7 protein-coding genes are annotated in these 16632 nt (G+C 68.3%); 6 read left to right on the top strand and 1 reads right to left on the bottom strand.

The window, feature by feature from the left end; all coding sequences use genetic code 11:
- Positions 1–31: 31 nt before the first annotated feature.
- Entirely contained in the window at positions 32–673 is a 642-nt protein-coding gene (locus WME97_RS35735; RefSeq protein ID WP_437544359.1) for a hypothetical protein, read from the bottom strand.
- Positions 674–1788: 1115 nt separating this feature from the next.
- Here WME97_RS35735 and WME97_RS35740 point away from each other — a divergent pair.
- From WME97_RS35740 to WME97_RS35765, 6 genes are all read left to right on the top strand, one after another.
- Positions 1789–5073 carry a glycosyl hydrolase 115 family protein gene (locus WME97_RS35740; RefSeq protein WP_437544360.1) on the top strand — a complete coding sequence of 1095 codons (3285 nt, stop codon included), beginning with the start codon at positions 1789–1791 and terminating at the stop codon, positions 5071–5073.
- A 221-nt stretch (positions 5074–5294) separates the two neighbouring features.
- Positions 5295–6524, top strand: a complete 1230-nt coding sequence (locus WME97_RS35745; protein ID WP_437544362.1) for a glycosyl hydrolase 53 family protein — start codon at positions 5295–5297, stop codon at positions 6522–6524.
- A 907-nt stretch (positions 6525–7431) separates the two neighbouring features.
- On the top strand, positions 7432–13092 hold the full coding sequence (locus tag WME97_RS35750) for an AAA family ATPase (protein WP_437555556.1): 5661 nt from the start codon (positions 7432–7434) through the stop codon (positions 13090–13092).
- A gap of 130 nt (positions 13093–13222) precedes the next feature.
- A complete protein-coding gene (locus WME97_RS35755; protein ID WP_437544364.1) occupies positions 13223–14161 on the top strand; it encodes a LysR family transcriptional regulator in 939 nt (312 codons plus the stop codon).
- A gap of 11 nt (positions 14162–14172) precedes the next feature.
- Entirely contained in the window at positions 14173–14805 is a 633-nt protein-coding gene (locus tag WME97_RS35760) for a class I SAM-dependent methyltransferase (RefSeq protein WP_437544366.1), read from the top strand.
- Positions 14806–15334: 529 nt separating this feature from the next.
- Positions 15335–16111, top strand: a complete 777-nt coding sequence (locus tag WME97_RS35765) for a DUF6748 domain-containing protein (protein WP_437544368.1) — start codon at positions 15335–15337, stop codon at positions 16109–16111.
- Positions 16112–16632: the final 521 nt, after the last annotated feature.

The raw sequence follows: 16632 nt of genomic DNA on the forward strand, positions 1-16632 counted from the left end.
GGCGGCCCGCGGCCGGTGCGCCCCGCCGCGATCACCCGGCCGCGAGCAGGGCGGCGACGTCCTCGCAGGAGTGCTCCTCGACAGCCCGGCAGTTCGCCACGTCAGCCCACGGCCACCAGCCGCACCCCTCGGTGTCCTCCTCGCACGCCGCTTCGAGGTCCGGAGAGACGACGAGGTCGCAGATCTGATGCGGCGACGGCCCCTCCCACACCACCGTCGGCCCGCACTCCATCCCTTCGCGCCCGCAGTGCCTCTCGCGCGTCTGCACCAGCGCGGTGCCGTCGCCCAGCACGAAGATCAGCGATTCGGTCTCGTCGACGTACGGGCCAGGCGCGAGCATCGAGCGGAGGACGCCCGTGCCGCCTCCGGTCACCAGCTTGGCCGCGCACGGGAGCGCCTCTGGCGGGATCGGATAGGCGTGCATCGTGACCGGCTGACAGCTCGGCTCGAAGTTGCAAGCGAACAGATCGAGAACCGGATCAGGCGCGTCCGCGCCGCCGCCCGACGTGGTGTCGGACGACTCCGGCCCGGGATCCGCGTCGTCGCCCCGGTCCGGCTCCGCCTCGGCCTCGGCGCCGTCCGAGCCCTCGACGACGCGAGCGCAAGCGCTGACGAATGGAAGCTGCGCCGCTGCCAGCAGGAGCGCTCCTTGAATGACGCGATGTGCTCTCATGGTATTGCCCTTTCCCAACGAGCCTGTGGAGGTTGTGCCAGGCATGGCGCAAGGCAAGCGGCGCACCACACCGTCCTCGCATCGCGGCGCCGCTGCGCTCCGCGGCTCCAGCTCTCACCCGCACGCGGACAGCGGCGGGACGACGTCGCACCCGAAGCGCCATGAAATTGACGCGCCGCCTTCAGGGCTTGCCTCTGACCCACGATGGCACAAACGGGCCATCAGAGCCACCACCCGGCACACAATGACGCAGCCCCGTGCCTCGAAGCCCTGTTGGAGCCCCCAAAGCCTCCTCTTGCAATGGCGCTGTTCTCGAAGCAGTATCGCGGCGGAACGGGCCACCTTGCCTGTGCCCCTCCCTTGGTTTAATTTGTAATGAGTCTTACTTATCCTTGTCCACTTCGAGGCAGCGTGACGGACGCGGCATCTTGGCGTTTTGAATGTCGTTACGGCGTCGCTCTCGACGGTTGCAGATGCTCAGGGAAACATCGTTTACCAGAACAACGGCTTCTTCCCCATCGACGAGCGGAGCTTCATAAACACCGTCACTCATCACCGCTGCCGTAAGCCAGGAAATGCGCGCACCAGGTCACAGCCACCTCGACGCATGGCGGCGTCCCCCGTGCGCCACGATCACGAAAACGGATGCCGACCCGAAAAATCGAGGCGATTGCGTGATCAGATCGGCGTGCTGCGGGAATTCCCCCGGGCCACACCAGCGAGGTGCAACCTGGGTGACACCCAGCCAACTCGTGCAGAGTAGGCGAACTCTGCCTCCGAGCTTCATCTGTCAACAACTATCGACCACGGAACCCAGCCCGACTGCAGGCGACGCGGCGTGCAGCGAGGGGCCTTCCGCGCCGGACCGTGTCCGCGCGTCAAGGGCCTCGTGATCGCCGGGATCGCGATCACGATCGCGCGGATCGCCGCAGGGATTTGGACGATTGCATAGGAGCGCCCGGCCTCAGCGCCGGAGGTCACGGCCCGTGTCCAGCGCGGGCGCGTCGACGACGCCGGTCAGCCGCATCAACGAGGGAAACACCGTTATGAGTTACGCACGCATGGTCATCAGGAAGGGTCGAATCGGATCCTCGCTACTCTGCTTGCTGCTCCCCATGTCGCTCGCTTCGTTGACCGCCTGCGGGTCGGATGGAGCGAAGGGCGATCCGGGAGAGCCGGGCGCGCCCGGCACGCCCGGCGCGCCCGGCGAGCCGGGGCCCGAGGGCCCGCCCGGCGAGACGCCCGTGTCGCCGGTCGACCCGGTGACGGGCTCCCTGGAGAAGTACGTTTCAACCGAAGGTGGAGCGGGTCGCTTCCCCCTCGCCGTGGGCGGCAAGGTCGCTCCGCTGGTCGTCAGCGAGGGCGATTATGCGGGCGTGAACCGCGTCGTGGACGACCTCGCGGCGGACATCCAGCGGGTGACCGGCACTGCCGCGGCCGTCAACAACGAGATCCCGGCGTCGGCGAAGGAAGTGGTCCTGGTCGGGACGGTGGGCAATAGCCCGATCATCGATCAGCTGGTGGCGGACGAGCGGCTCGACGTCTCCGGCTTGACGGGGAAGTGGGAGACGTTCGTCACGCAGATCGTCGAGCAGCCGGTGGAGGGCGTGGACCGAGCGCTCGTCATCGCCGGCAGCGACCAGCGCGGCACCATCTTCGGCGCGTACGACCTCTCCTCGCAGATCGGCGTGTCGCCCCTGTACTGGTGGGACGACGTCCCGGCCCAGAAGAAGCAGGCGCTCTTCGTGCTCCCCGGGCAGCACACCCAGGGCGAGCCGAAGGTGAAGTACCGCGGGTTCTTCATCAACGACGAGAACCCCGCGACGGGCAACTGGGCGGCCAAGATGTTCGGGCCGGGCAAGGCGGAGGGCTTCCCCGGAGGCCTCAACCACCTTTACTGGGAGAAGATCTTCGAGGTCGCGCTCCGCATGAAGGCGAACTACATCTGGCCGGCCGTCTGGGGCCGTGCGTTCGGCGAGGACGACCCGGAGAACCACGCGACGGCCACGCGGTACGGCATCGTGATGGGGACCTCGCACGAAGCCCCGATGATGCAGGGTATCGAGGAGTGGAATCGCCACGTGGTCGCGGCGCAGAGGGATGCGGCAGGCACCATCACCAAGGCAGGGAACGATCCGTACGGCGGCACCGGCGAGTGGCGCTTCTCGGTGAACTCCGAGGCGCTGAAGAAGCACTGGACCAAGGGCATCCAGCGGATGGTCGACGAGAAGATCGAGGGCGTCGTCACGCTCGGCATGCGCGGCCCCGGCGACGTCAGCCTGCCCCCGGCGGACGGCATCCCGCTCATGAAGAACATCGTCGAGTCCCAGCGGAAGATCCTCGCCGACGTGACGGGGAAGGACGTGACGACCATCCCCCAGGTCTGGACGCTGTACAAGGAGATCCAGGGTTACTGGGACGCCGGCATCGACGTGCCGGACGACGTCACGGTGGTCTATTGCGACGACAACTGGTCCAACATGAAGCGCCTGCCGGAGCTCGGCAAGGAGCGGGCCGGCGGCTTCGGCCTCTACTACCACTTCGATTACGTCGGCGGCGGCCGTAACTACAAGTGGGTCGACACGATCCTCCTGCCCAACGTCTGGGAGCAGCTCCACCTCGCCTACAACTACGGCGTGGATCGGCTCTGGGTCGTCAACGTCGGAGACTTCAAGAACGAGGAGCTCCCGCTCCAGTTCTTCCTCGACTACGCGTGGAACCCGGACCGCTGGCCGGTCGAGCGCATCGGCGACTGGGAGCGGCGGTGGACCGAGCAGCAGTTCGGCTCCGAGCACGCGGACATCATCGCCGACATCCTGCGCAGCTACTCGCTGCTGCAGTCGGATCGGAAGCCGGAGCTGACCAACCGGAAGATCACGGTCGATTACGATCTCATGGTCAGCGCGCCCACGACCGACGTCCCGGATCCCGACACGGCCGCGATCACGTACGACGACGGCGCGAGCCCGTTCAGCCTCACGAACTACCGCGAGCTCGAGAGCGTCACGGAGGAGTGGGAGGCGCTGGCCTCGCAGGCGGAGTTCGCGGCCAGGCTCCTGCCGGAGGAGGCGCAGGACGCCTACTTCCAGCTCGTGCTCTACCAGGTGAAGGCGACGGCCAACCTGTACGCGCTGCGCCTGGCTGGGTTCAAGAACAAGCTCTACGCGGCGCAGGGGCGCGCGGCCACGAACGACCTGGCCGCCATCGCCGAGGCGCGGCTCCAGGACGATCTGGCGCTCTCCTACTACTACAATCACGATCTCGCCGACGGGAAGTGGGAAGGCTTCCAGACGCAGCCGCACATCGGCTACGGCGCGCCGGGGAACCCGTCCTGGCAGCAGCCGGAGCACCAGTACAACAACATCCAGGAGTTCATCTGGCCTGAGCTCGTCTCGATCGATGTCCCCGCGGCGGCCGAGCTCGGCGTGGCGATCGACGGATCGAGCAACTTCTGGACGGGCGAAGGCGCGGGCGACGGGACCACGGTGACCCCCGTGCTGCCCGCGTTCAGCCGGTATCAGACGCAGCCCGAGCAGTACATCGAGGTGTTCAACCGCGGCAGCGAGCCCCTCGAGTACGCGATCGACGTCGCTCTCCCGGTCGAGTGCCCCACCGGCTGGGCCGCGAACACGCCGTGCCCGCCGTGGCTGAACGTCTATCCGAGCCACGGTGTCGTCGACAAGGAGGTGCGCGCGACGGTGAGGGTCGACTGGGTCATGATCCCCACGAACCAGACGTTCCCGGTCGATGTCCCGATCACGGTCACGGGCTCGGACGGGAGCTCGGTGGTGGTCACGGCCCGCGTCGAGGACCCGCGGCAGGTCGCGTGGAAGCCGAACCGCTTCATCGAGGCGAACGGCTATGTCTCGATGGAAGCCGATCACTTCAGCCGCGCGGTCAACACGGACGACGTCGAGTGGAAGCTGCTCCCGGACATCGGGCGCACCGGGTCGGGCGTGACGCCGTTCCCTGTGACGGCCGAGGCCCAGGAGCCCGGCGGCGCGTCGCCTCGCCTCGAGTACGACATGCACCTGACGAGCAGCGGCCCGGTGAACGTGTATGTCTACGTGTCGCCCAGGAACAACTTCCAGAACTGGAAAGAAGGCCTGCAGTACGCCGTGTCGTTCGACGACGACCCGGTCCAGAAGGTCAACACGAGCCACGCCGTCGAGCTCAACGGCAATGGCAACAAGATCTGGGAGCGGCACACCTCGGACAACGCCAACATCATGCGCACCAAGCACACGATCGCCGCGGCGGGTGACCACACGCTGAAGGTGTGGATGGTCCATCCGGGCGTGATCGTCCAGAAGATCGTTGTGGACGCCGGTGGCGTGAAGGAGAGCCTCCTGGGCCCGCCCGAGAGCTACTGGATGGGCAAGGGGCCGGAGCAGCAGTAAACCATCGTCTGTGAGCAGTCCGAGGGCCCGCCGCGCACGTGCTGTGCGGCGGGCTCTCGTCATTTCTGCGCCCTGGCGCCTATCGACAGCGGATCTTTCTACCGGCGGCGCCGCGATCGTGGACGCGCCCTCTTCGTGCGCCGTGATCGCGCGAATGGCCGATGGTAGGATCCTCGCCGGGGTCAGGGATGCTGCGACAGACGCTGGGATGGATGGGTGTGGTGACGCTGCTTCCGGCGCTCGCCGCGTGCGGTGAGAGCTCGGGGGCCGGGGCGGCCGGCGGGGGCGGCGCCGGTCAGGCCGCATCGACGGGCGCCGAGGCGTCCACGGGGAGCGGAGCGGGCGGCGCGAGCGCCAGCACGAGCGGTAGCGGAGCCGGCGCGGGTGGAACCTCCGCGAGCACCGGCGGCGCGGGTGGAACCTCCGCGAGCGCCGGCGGCGCGGGCACGGGCGGGAGCGGAGGCGACGGGACGCCGGGCGCGCCCCAGGGCTTCATCCTCGGCGCGGACATCTCCTGGGTGCAGGAGCGCGAGGCCGGAGGCAAGGTGTTCCGCGACATCGATCCGCGGACGGGTGAGCTCGTCGAGAAGGACATCCTCGAGATCTTGAAGGCGCACGGGTTCAACTGGATCCGCCTGCGCCTGTTCAACGACCCGACCGCGGTGTACGCCGACGCGGCCGTCGACGACGACCCCTACTCGCGCGAGGGCTTCTGCGATCTCGAGCACACGATCGAGATGGCGCGGCGCGTGAAGCGAGCGAACATGGGGTTCCTGCTCGACTTTCACTACAGCGACGTATGGGCCGACCCCGACGATCAACACAAGCCCGTCGCCTGGACCGATCTCGAGGGCGACGCGCTGGCGAGCGCCATGCGCGAGTTCACGCGGGACGCGATCGAGCAGCTGAGCGCCGCCGGCGCGCGCCCGGACATGGTCCAGATCGGCAACGAGATCCCGCAGGGGCTGCTGTGGCCTGACGGCTTCGTCACCGGGCAGGCGTTCCAGGGGCTGGGCTCGCTCCTGAAGGCCGGGATCCAGGGCGTCAAGGACGCCGACGACACCATCACCGTCATGCTGCACCTCGACCGCTGCGACGACAACGCGGCGACGCGCTGGTGGGTCGACGGGGTGCTCGGGCAGGGCGTCAAGTTCGATGTGCTCGGCCAGTCCTGTTACACCGAGTACCAGGGGCCGCCCTCGGGGTGGAAGGCGAACTTCGATGATCTCGTGAAGCGCTATCCCGACCTGAAGTTCGTGGTGGCGGAGTACTCGTGGGAGAAGCGCGCGGCCAACGACCTGATGTTCAACCTCCCGGACAAGCGCGGGCTCGGCACCTTCATCTGGGAGCCGACCGAGTGGCACGAGCGCATCTTCGCGCCGAACGGCGATGTCATCGAGAGCATGATCGCTCCCTACGATCAGATGAAGGTCGACTACCGGGACTTCTAAAGCGAGCTCGTGGGGCTCCCGAGGGCCCCCTTTCACGATCACCGTGGCACGTATCTCCTGGCGTTGAGCCCGTCGCCGAGGCTGCCGAGCTCGCGCGGGGTAGAGGGCGCGGCGGGCGGCGAGCAGCGCGCAGGGTGCGCCGCGCCCGAGCGCACGGCAGGCACGAGCTCCCGCAGGCTGCGGCGTGACGGGGGCGTCCTTGCATGCATGGGTCAAGTCGTTGATATAGCGTCGCTTTTTCTCACGAGTGTGCGCCAGATCGCAGCGACGAACGGGCCGCCGGCCGGGGCAAGGTCCCGCAGTTGGCGCTTGACGTTTCGGAAGGCTTTGGATTTCCTTCTCCCTGCGTTGGTTCGTCGAGTTCTCGTCGTCAGGCCGGAGCGCGCCGCCGACCCTTCTCCCTCGGGAGGCGCCAGGAGGAGAGCGGGGAAGCGACGGGGGCGCAGCGGGGGAGCGGCTCCCGGCAGGGGGGTCACGAAGCGCTGTGTCCTTCAGCCATCAGGGGGAGCGCCGCTCTCGAGCACACGGCAGAACCAGCGTCGGCCGACCAAAGCGAGCGGGACGCAAATCAATGAACCGAAACAGTCAAGCGCACCTCGGTGAGGACGCCTATCAGATCACGGAAACCGTGGCCGTCTTGCCGCGCAGCATCTGGCGGCGCGCGCGCCGCGCGACCTCCGGCGCGAGCGTCCTTTTGCACTCGCTCCGGGACGAAGTCGCTCAGCCGCGCCGGGTCCTGGAGCTCGAGCTGCAGATGTGGCGTCGAATCGGCGCGCTCGCGATCGACGGCGGCGTGCGCGAGGTGGACGGCGAGCTCTCGCTCGTCATGGAGGACTTCGGAGGCGCGCCGCTCGAGATTCCCGCGAAGGGTCTGGAGGTCGGAACGTGCCTGGAGCTCGCGCTCGGCATGTCTCGCTTGCTGCATCGCTTGCACGAGCAGGGGCTGCTTCATGAAGACGTGAGCCATGGCAGCTTCCTGGTCAATCTCGAGACTCGACGTGTCGAATTTGCTGATCTCCTGGCGGTCTCCGGGGACGCGGCGAGCGGCGCCGCTTTCGAATTCGCGCCCTCGCTCGCCCACGTCGCGCCAGAGCGGACGGGCCGCCTCAACCGTCGCCCTGATCACCGAGCAGACTACTATTCTCTGGGCGTCACGCTCTTCCAGATGCTGACGGGCCAGCTGCCGTTCGCGGCGAGCGACGCCATCGGCTGGGCTCATGCGCACGTGTCCAAGCGCGCTCCGCTCGTCACGGAGCTGTCGCCCGACATGCCGCCAGTCCTCGCACAGCTCGTGTCCAAGCTGCTCGCGAAGAACCCTGACGAGCGCTACCAGAGCGATCACGGGCTGCTGAGCGACCTGACCACGCTCTGTGAGAGCTTCCGGCGAACGCAGACCCTCCCTGCCGTCGTCCTGGGGGTGAACGACGTTTCCAGTCAATTCATGGTCAGTCGAGACCTCCAGGGACGCGACGCCGAGCTGTCGGCGCTGGGAGGCGCCCTCCACGACGTGTGCTCCGGCAAGAGGCTGCTCGTGCTCATGCCAGGAGCCGCGGGCATCGGCAAGTCCGCCGTGCTCGCGGAGTTTTTGCGACAGCACGGCGGAGCGCCGGCGCGCCTGCTGTCGACGACGTTCGAAGAGCGATCTCAGGCAGTGCCGCTGTCTGGATTGGCGCAGGTGCTACGACGCCTGGCAGGGGACCTGCTGTCGCTCTCCGAAGCCGAGCTGACGGAGCTGCGGCAGCGCGTGACCGCGGCGCTGGGGCACAACGCAAGCATGATGACCGAGCTGGTGCCGGCGCTCTCCTGCGTCACTGGTCCCTCGACGGCCATCGTCGCGTTGAACCCCATCGAGGCGCAGCGCCGGTTGCAGCATGTCTTCCTCTCCTTCATCCGTATCTTCGCCACGCCGGAGCGTCCGCTCGCCTTCGTGCTCGACGACTCTCAGTGGCTCGACGCCGCCTCCGCCGAGGTGCTGGCTGCCATTCTGACGAATCCCGACTCGAGTCACGTGATGGCGCTGGCCGCGTTCCGCGGCGGTGACGTCAGTGACGTACCGACGCTCCTGAACCTGCAGAGAGCGTTGCACCGGGCGAACAAGGTCGTGCTGACATTGCCGCTCGGGCCGCTGTCCTCCGAGGCGGTCGCGGAGATCGTGGCTCGCTCGCTGCGCGCGCCTGTCGCCGAAGCCCGTGGGCTCGCGGAGATCGTGAGGCGCAAGACCGACGGTAACCCGTTCTTCATCGGTCAGCTGCTCGTCTCCTTGCATCGACAGGGCATCCTGCGCCTGGAGGTCGAGCGCGGCCGATGGTCCGCTGACGTGCAGCGCGCGGAGGGGCACCCCGCTTGCGACAATGTCGGCGCGTTGATGGCGGCTCGCCTCGAGGACCTCGGTCCCGAGGCGGCGAGGCTGCTGTCTACCGCAGCGTGCTTCGGCATGCGCTTCGATCTGCAGACCCTGTCGGAGGCCGTGGACAGACCGCTCGCGGCCTGTCTCGAGCTCGTTCGGGAGGGGCTGGCCCATCATCTCCTGTCCGAGGTCTCTGTCGAGGCGCGAGAGGATCCGTCAGCGCCTGGCCCGAGCCACGAGCCTGCATCGTACGCCTTCGAACACTCGCGCGTGCAGCAGGCGGCGCTCTCACGCGCCAGCGACGCGGAGCGTGTGGCAGCTCATGGTCGCATCGGACGGATCCTGCGCGAGCGCCTGCGGAGCGATCGCGCGCCGAGTCGAATCTTCGAGGTCCTTCATCATCTGAACGCCGCTCGCCGCGTGATCCATGACCGAGAAGAGCGCCTCGACCTCGTGGAGCTCAACCTGACCGCGAGTCACCAGGCGCTCCAGAGCGGCGCGTGGAGCATCGCGGGGACCCACGCCGAGATCGCCGTCGACCTGCTGGCCAGCTGCGAGGGCGAGTGTTCGCCGGATCTGGCCTTTCGAGCGATCTTCGCGCGCGCCGAGACGGCGTTCGTGCTGGCGGATCCGCAGGTCGAAGCGCTCTGCGAGGAGGCGTTCAGGGTCGCCCCCGACCGCCTGGCGCGCGGCCGAGTTCATGTCTTGAAGACCCGGATCCTCGAGCACGGCGGGCGAATGCTGGACGCCGTGGCCCAGGTGCGCGCGGCGCTGGCCGAGTTCGGCGTGCGCTTGCCGGAGGCGCCCGACGAGATCAACCAGGGCATCGGTGAGGGTATCGGCAAGCTGCAAGCGCACCTGGCGCGCGTGACGATCGAGGGCCTGCCGGCTCTTCCGACGGCAGAGGACGCAGAGTCGCGCCTGGTCCTCGAGCTGCTGGCCCAGGTGATCCCTCCGGCGTTTCAGACCTATCCGCCCTTGTTCTTCCTGGCCGAGCTCATCATGTTCGACCTGGCGCTATGCCGCGGCGTCAACGCGGTCTCGTGCAAGAACTTCGCTGACTGCGGCATCATCCTCCTCGCGATGCTGGGCGACTACGATGCCGCCTATCGCATCGGCCTGGCTGCCTTCGAGCTCTTGAAGCGCTTCTCGCCGACCCCGGTCGAGTCGGGCGTGTGCTTCGTGTTCGTGGGCTTCCTTGCGCACTGGAAGGCGCCTTACCGGGATCTGTTCGCGGTCTACGACCGAGGCGAGAAGAGCGGGCTCATGCTCGGCGACCTGCAGCACGTCGCCTACGCCAAGAACGATCGCGCCCAGCGCTCGTTCCTGGTTGGCGCGCGGCTGCGGGCCTGCCGCGAGCAGGTAGCGGAGCTGCGGCGGTACCTGACGCACATTTCGGCGGCAGGTCAGCTGGTCGATGCGCTGGTTGTCGAGCGAGCCGTCGCTCGATTGACGGCGCGCGAATCGGAGAAGCAGGCCGTCGCCGCGGCCGACAACGAAGCGACCGCCGTGGTGGTCGCCGAGAAGAGCACCCAGTACAGCTACGCCTACGGGCAAGCCCAGATGATGACGAGCTTCATCCTGGGCGACTTCGCTTCGGCGCGTCAGTGGATGGAGTTCACCCGGGAGTTCTTGATCATCGCGTCGGGGCAGTTCTCGCTCCCCGATTACAAGCTCCTGGAAGGGCTGCTGGCGGCGAGGGCGTGCCGCGAAGGAGGCCCGGAGGCGCGGGAGGCCCTGCTCGCTGTCGTCGAGGAGAACCTGAAGCAGCTCGAGGCCTGGTCCCGTCTGTGCTCGGAGAACTTCGCTCACAAGGCTCACTTCCTGGCCGCCGAGCACGCGCGCGTGACGGGGAAGCCGCTGGAGGTCGTGCTCGCCCGCTACCGCGACGCGATCAGGACGGCCGGAGACGGGTTCATCCACTTGCGGGCGCTCGTCCACGAGCACCAGGCCCAGATGTGGCTATCGCTGGACGAGCCCCTTCACGCCAGGGCATGCCTGGAGACGGCTTACCGGCTCTACGCGGACTGGGGCGCCACGGCGAAGCTCGAATCGCTGGCGCGTGAGCACCCCGCTTTGCTGGCGGATACCGTCAGAGGAGACATCGCGACGCCGCGCGGCGCGATGGTGGCCGGCCAGGGTTTCGACAGCGCGTCCCTGCTCAAGGCGACGCAGAGCATCTTCGTCGAGGTCGAGACCGAGCGGCTGTTCGCCGCGCTGATGGCCACGTTGATCGAGAACGCCGGGGCAGAGCACGGCTGCCTCGTCTTGCGAGACGACGCCGATCGCGCGTACTACGTGGAGGCGCGCGCTCACGTGGAGCGCCCGATCACGAACCTCTCGCGGCGCGTGGAGTACCCGGAGGCCGATTTCTTGTGCCCCACCGTCGTCAGCTACGTGCTGCGCACGGGAGAGGCCGTCACGCTGGACGACGCATCGAAGGCCGGCGCCTTCCAGGCGGACCCGCAGGTTCGAAGGCGGGGCGTGCGTTCGGTGTTGTGCGCTCCCATCATGCGCAAGGGCGACGTCCTGGGCGCGCTGTACGTGGAGAACAACGTGAGCGCGTATGCCTTCACGCTCGATCGATTGGCCGCGTTGCAGGTGATCGCCAGCCAGGCGGCGATCTCGATCTACAACGCCCAGCTCTACGAGAGCCTGGAGCGACGCGTGGCCCAGCGCACCGAGGAGCTGGCGCTCAAGAACGGTCAGATCGCTTCGATGCTCGACAATCTGGACGAGGGCGTCTTCACCATCGACCGGAACCGGCGCGTCGAACCGGGATACTCTCGACGACTGGCGGAGATCCTCGGCGATGCCGAGCTGGCCGGTCGCGACTGCCTCGCGCTGCTGTTCGATGGCTCCAACGTGCGACCGGACGCGTGGAGCGCGGCAGAGGCAGCGCTCACCTGCGCCTTCGGCCAAGAGCAATGGCTGGCGGCGATGAACACCCATCACCTGATCCGTGACGTGGAGCGCACGGGTCCCGGCGGCAAACCTCAGTTCCTGGAGATCTCCTGGAACTTCATCGAGTCGGAGGCGGGGCAGGTGGAGCGCCTGCTGGTCACGGTTCGCGACGTGACCTTGCTGCGTAGCTTGAGGCAAGCGGCGCGCAACAAGGAGCGCGAGGTCGACATCATCGTGCAGGCGCTCGATCGCGGCGTCGAGACCACACGAGCGTTCTGCCTCGACTGTCGCGAGCTGCTCGCCGCGAATCGCGCGGCGCTCGGGCCGCACGTCGAGAGCTCCGAGCAGCTCTGTGATGCCGCCTTGCGCAACCTGCACACCCTGAAAGGCAACGCTCGCCTGCACGGCTTCACGCACCTGGTGGACTGCCTGCACGCTGCGGAGCACGCCTGCCAGGCGTTGCGCCGGGAGCGAGAGCAGCCGATCGACAGGCACGAGCTGCTGGAGCAACTGGACGCCGTCGAGCGAACCGTCGCGGAATACGAGTCGGTTTGCCAGCAAAGGTTGACGGCCGTGATCAGGAGGCTGGATGAACGGAGCGAGGGTGTCCTCCACGACATCCGTGGCCTGGTCGCGACGGCCGCTCCCACCGGCGCGGCCGAGGAGCTGGCGCGCAAGCTGCGTGGAGTCCTCGCGCGCCTCGACCCGACGTCGGTGGCGCGCTTGGTCGACGAGACGCGCGAGATGTTGCCGAGCTTAGCCGCGGAGCTCGGGAAGCCCGCGCCCGCGGTGCTCACGGAGCAGGCCGAGGCGCAGCTGGCCAGCGACTGGACGGGACTCGTGAAAGACATCCTCGTTCAGTGCTTTCGCAACTCCCTCTATCACGGCATCGAGAGGCCCGACGTGCGAGAGCTCGCCGGCAAGCCGGCGCAGGGCCGCATCGAGGTTCGGATGCGGAGCGGACCGAGCGCGATCGAGCTGCAGATCTTCGACGATGGCAGGGGACTGTCGCTCGAGAAGCTGCGTCGGCGGGCGGGCGTTCACGGGCTGCCCGACGAAGCCCTGGCCGACCAGATCTTCCTGTCCGGCGTCTCGACCGCAGAGACGATCGGTCAAGTAGCCGGTCGAGGTGTCGGGCTCGACATCGTCCGCGCGAGCCTCCGGGCTCGCGGCGGTGACGCCCTTGTGCGCTTCACCGGGGAGGAGCGCGATGGCCACCGGCCGTTCATGCTGGTCCTCCTCATGCCGAAGAGCGCGCTCGCCTCCCGCTCCTTCGAGCCCCCGGTCGTTCGGTCCTCTTCCTCGCAGGCCTCCTGACGCGCGCCTGGGCCGCCAGGTCGACCCGCGGCGCCCCGGCGCCCTCGGTCACGGCGGCTCGTGTCTGCATCTGCATCTGCCGCGCCCGCCCGCGAGGGGTATGCTGGCGGGCGTCGTGGACTGGGATGACGTGCGCCATTTTCTCGCGCTCGCTCGAACGGGCTCCGTCCGCGCGGCGGGCGCGATGCTCGGCGTGAGCCACTCGACCGTGGCGCGGCGGGTCGAGGCCCTCGAGGCGCGGCTCTGCGTGAAGCTGTTCGACCGGCACCGCGACGGGTACCAGCTGACGGACGCGGGCAACGAGATGGTCGCGGGGGCGGAGCGCGTCGAGCGGGAGATGGCCGCGCTGGAGCGCGGCCTCGCCGGGCAAGACGCGCGGCTCGAGGGGCCCGTGCGGGTGACCTGCACCGACCCGTTCATCGCGAAGATCCTCCTCCGCGCCCTGGCCGGCCTCTGCGAGCAGCATCCTGGCATCGAGCTCGAGCTGGATGCCGACGCCAAGAACCTGGATCTGTCGAAGCGCGAGGCCGACGTCGCGGTGCGCGCGCTCTTGCCCGGCGCGTCCCCGCCGGAGCACCTGATCGGGCGGCGGCTCGTCCCCATCACCCTCTGCAACTACGTCGCGACCGCGCACGCCGCCCGGCTCGACCCCGAGCGCGGCGCGCGCCCCGCGCGCTGGCTCGGATCCACCGTGAACAGGATGGTCAAGGAGCTCGTCGCGTCGTCGAGCTATCCCGAGGTTCCCCTCTGGGGCACGTTCGAGTCGATGGCGATCATGGTGGAGGCCGCACACGCGGGCCTCGGCTTCGTGATGTTGCCCACGTACGCCGGCGATCCGGAGCCCGGGCTGCAGCGCCTCGCGAGGCCGGACCTGCGCCACGTCGCCGATTTCTGGCTCCTCAGCCACCGCGACCTCCGGGACAACGCGCGCCTGCGGGCCGCGCGCGAGGGCATCACCGCGGCGCTGACAGCGCGCGCGGCGCTGTTTCGCGGCGAGGCCGAGGGGTGGCGCGAAACTGCGCCCCTGCGTCACGAACTTGAACCGGGCGCAGGCGCGCCGCGTGCGTAGATTCGTCGACCATGACGACCGCCGACGCCAAGTTCTGGGACGACCTCGCCGAGAAGTACGCCGCCAAGCCGGTGGCGAACGTCACCGCCTTCGAGCGCAAGAAGGCCATCACCCGCGAGCACCTGCGCCCGGGCTCGACGGTCCTCGAGATCGGCTGCGGCACCGGCTCGCTCGCCCTGGAGATGTCGCCGAGCGCCGGCCACATCCACGCGATGGACGTTTCGGGCGAGATGATCCGCATCGCCAACCAGAAGAAGCAGGCCCAGGGCGCGACCAACGTCACCTTTCGCCAGGGGACGCTGGACGGGCCTACCCCGTACGAGCCCGAGCACTTCGACAGCGCCTGGGCTTACTCCATCCTCCACCTCGTCCCCGATCGGCGGCGCACCCTCAAGACCATCTTCGACCTCCTCAAGCCCGGCGGCTCGTTCATCTCGTCCAACGTCTGCCTCGGCGGCACCTGGGTACCTTACGGCGCGATCATCGCGGTGATGCGCTGGTTCGGGAAGGCGCCGATCGTCCACAGCTACGATCGCGAGACGATCTTCCGCGAGATGCGCGAGGCAGGGTTCGTCGACATCGAGGAGCGGGAGGTCGGTGGCGGGAGGATGGTTGCGTTCGTCGTGGCGAAGAAGCCGAGGTAGCGCGCAGCTCGCTGCGACCGACCCTCATGCGACCAGCCAACCCTGGTTCCGATCCGAGATCGGATGCTCCCCGCGGCGCTCGGTGACGGCGCACGGGGGACGTGGATGCGCGAGCAACAATAACGGCAAAATCCGAGTCAGAACCGCGGCCGGGAACCGTGGCCGGGAACCGCGCGATCCCGTGCCAGCATAGTTCGTCAAGCTCTCCGTAAAGCACCGATGAGCTTGGGGGACAGTCCCCTACAATCCACGTCACTTCAGGTCGATTTCACGACGCCTCGTTGCTCGTCGAATTCCTGCTCCGACCAGCTTTTCACTCGGCAGGTCTGCTAGCACACTACATTCATTCGTTGGAGGCGATCGTCTCCGGGCGAAGCACGGCGAGCAGGTGGCAGGGCGGCAGGGGCGTACCGCGCTCGCGACAGCTCGCCCCCTCGACGCGTGGAAGCCCATGAAGGCGCCTCGAGCCTGCGGACCGGCCGAGGCGCTCGCATCCACGTCGACCTGTGTCCGCTCCTGGAGAACACCCATGTTCAACCTCACCCATCATCGCCTCTCGCTGCTCTCCCTGCTCGGCGTGCTGGCCGCGCCAGCGCTCGCCTGCGAAGCCCCGCGCGAGGGCGGCGTCGCAGGGGATCTCGCCCAAGCCGAGCTCGACGTCGAGGACGATGTCGGCGCGCTGGCCGCGGCCGAGGTCGCCGTGGCGGACTATTTCATCGCGACCCATCCTGATTACCGCAGATGCGCCGCGCCGATGTGCGGCGGCCATTTCGTCGCCCGCGTCAACACCAGCGTGACCCGCTGCGCCGATGGAACTTGGCAAGAAGAATGCCACATGTTCGAGCTGGATCTTTCGGGGCTCGGGCTCGATCGCTCGACCGAGGCCAAAGCCAGAGAGGCGTTCGGCGCCGGGCAGGCGCTGGTCCGCGGCGGCCTGAAGCAGGTCCAGCTGGGCGACCTGCAGTCGCGGCCGGCTGACGTCCTCATCGCCAGCGAAATCTGGCTCGGGGTGACGGGCAATGCGCCGAAGGGCCACTTCTCTCGGGTCGACAGCAGCGGGATCGTGTGCGTGACGTACCCCTGTCCCTCCTTCTCCGAGCACAGCCTGAACACCAACCTGAGCGGTTCACTCGACGGCCTCGATCTTCTGTCCGCGTCCGGGGCCACGGAAAAGCAGGTCGACGGCGGTATGAAGGCGCTGTCCGGGCCCGGTCTGCTGGTCGCCGGTCAACATGCGATCACCGCCGGTCCGGCCGGCTCGATGAACCGCCTCGGCGTGGCGGAGTTCTACCTTCGCCTGAAGTGACGCCGGCGGGGCGGCTCGTGCTCCTTGCGCGCCGCGTGCACAACGAACCAGATCATGACCCGCGGCCACGCCGGTCAACAGCGGTCATCGAGGTCGAGCTGAGCGAGGCTCTAGGCGACCCAGAAGGGGCTCGCCCGCACGGCCGGGAGCTGAACGAGCGCAACGACTTGTCCACGGCTCGAAGGGGCGTGTTCGCCCGGCAGCCTGCGAGCGAGATGCTTCACCGACCCCAGGGCAGCGTGACATGTCACGTGACATGTCACGATCGCGGCGTGACATGTCACGTGGACGCCCTGGAGGCGGCAGCGCCGGCCCGAGGGGGCGGCGCTGCGCGCAGGCGCGCGCCAGCCACGTGACGGCAGCGGGCAGCAGCCTGCGACGGGCCAGGCGACCGCGCCGACGAGCATCGTAGAGCGGGGTGGCGAGAGAGCGGCGCGCCTCTCCACGTGCATGGGCAGGTACGCCTTCTGCATGCGCGTACGCGCACATGGGGCCTGCCGTCTCCAGGCGCCGGTGGTTCA

Origin of the sequence: Sorangium sp. So ce367 (assembly GCF_051520455.1) — a bacterium.
Classification (GTDB): Bacteria; Myxococcota_A; Polyangia; order Polyangiales; family Polyangiaceae; genus Sorangium; species Sorangium cellulosum_B.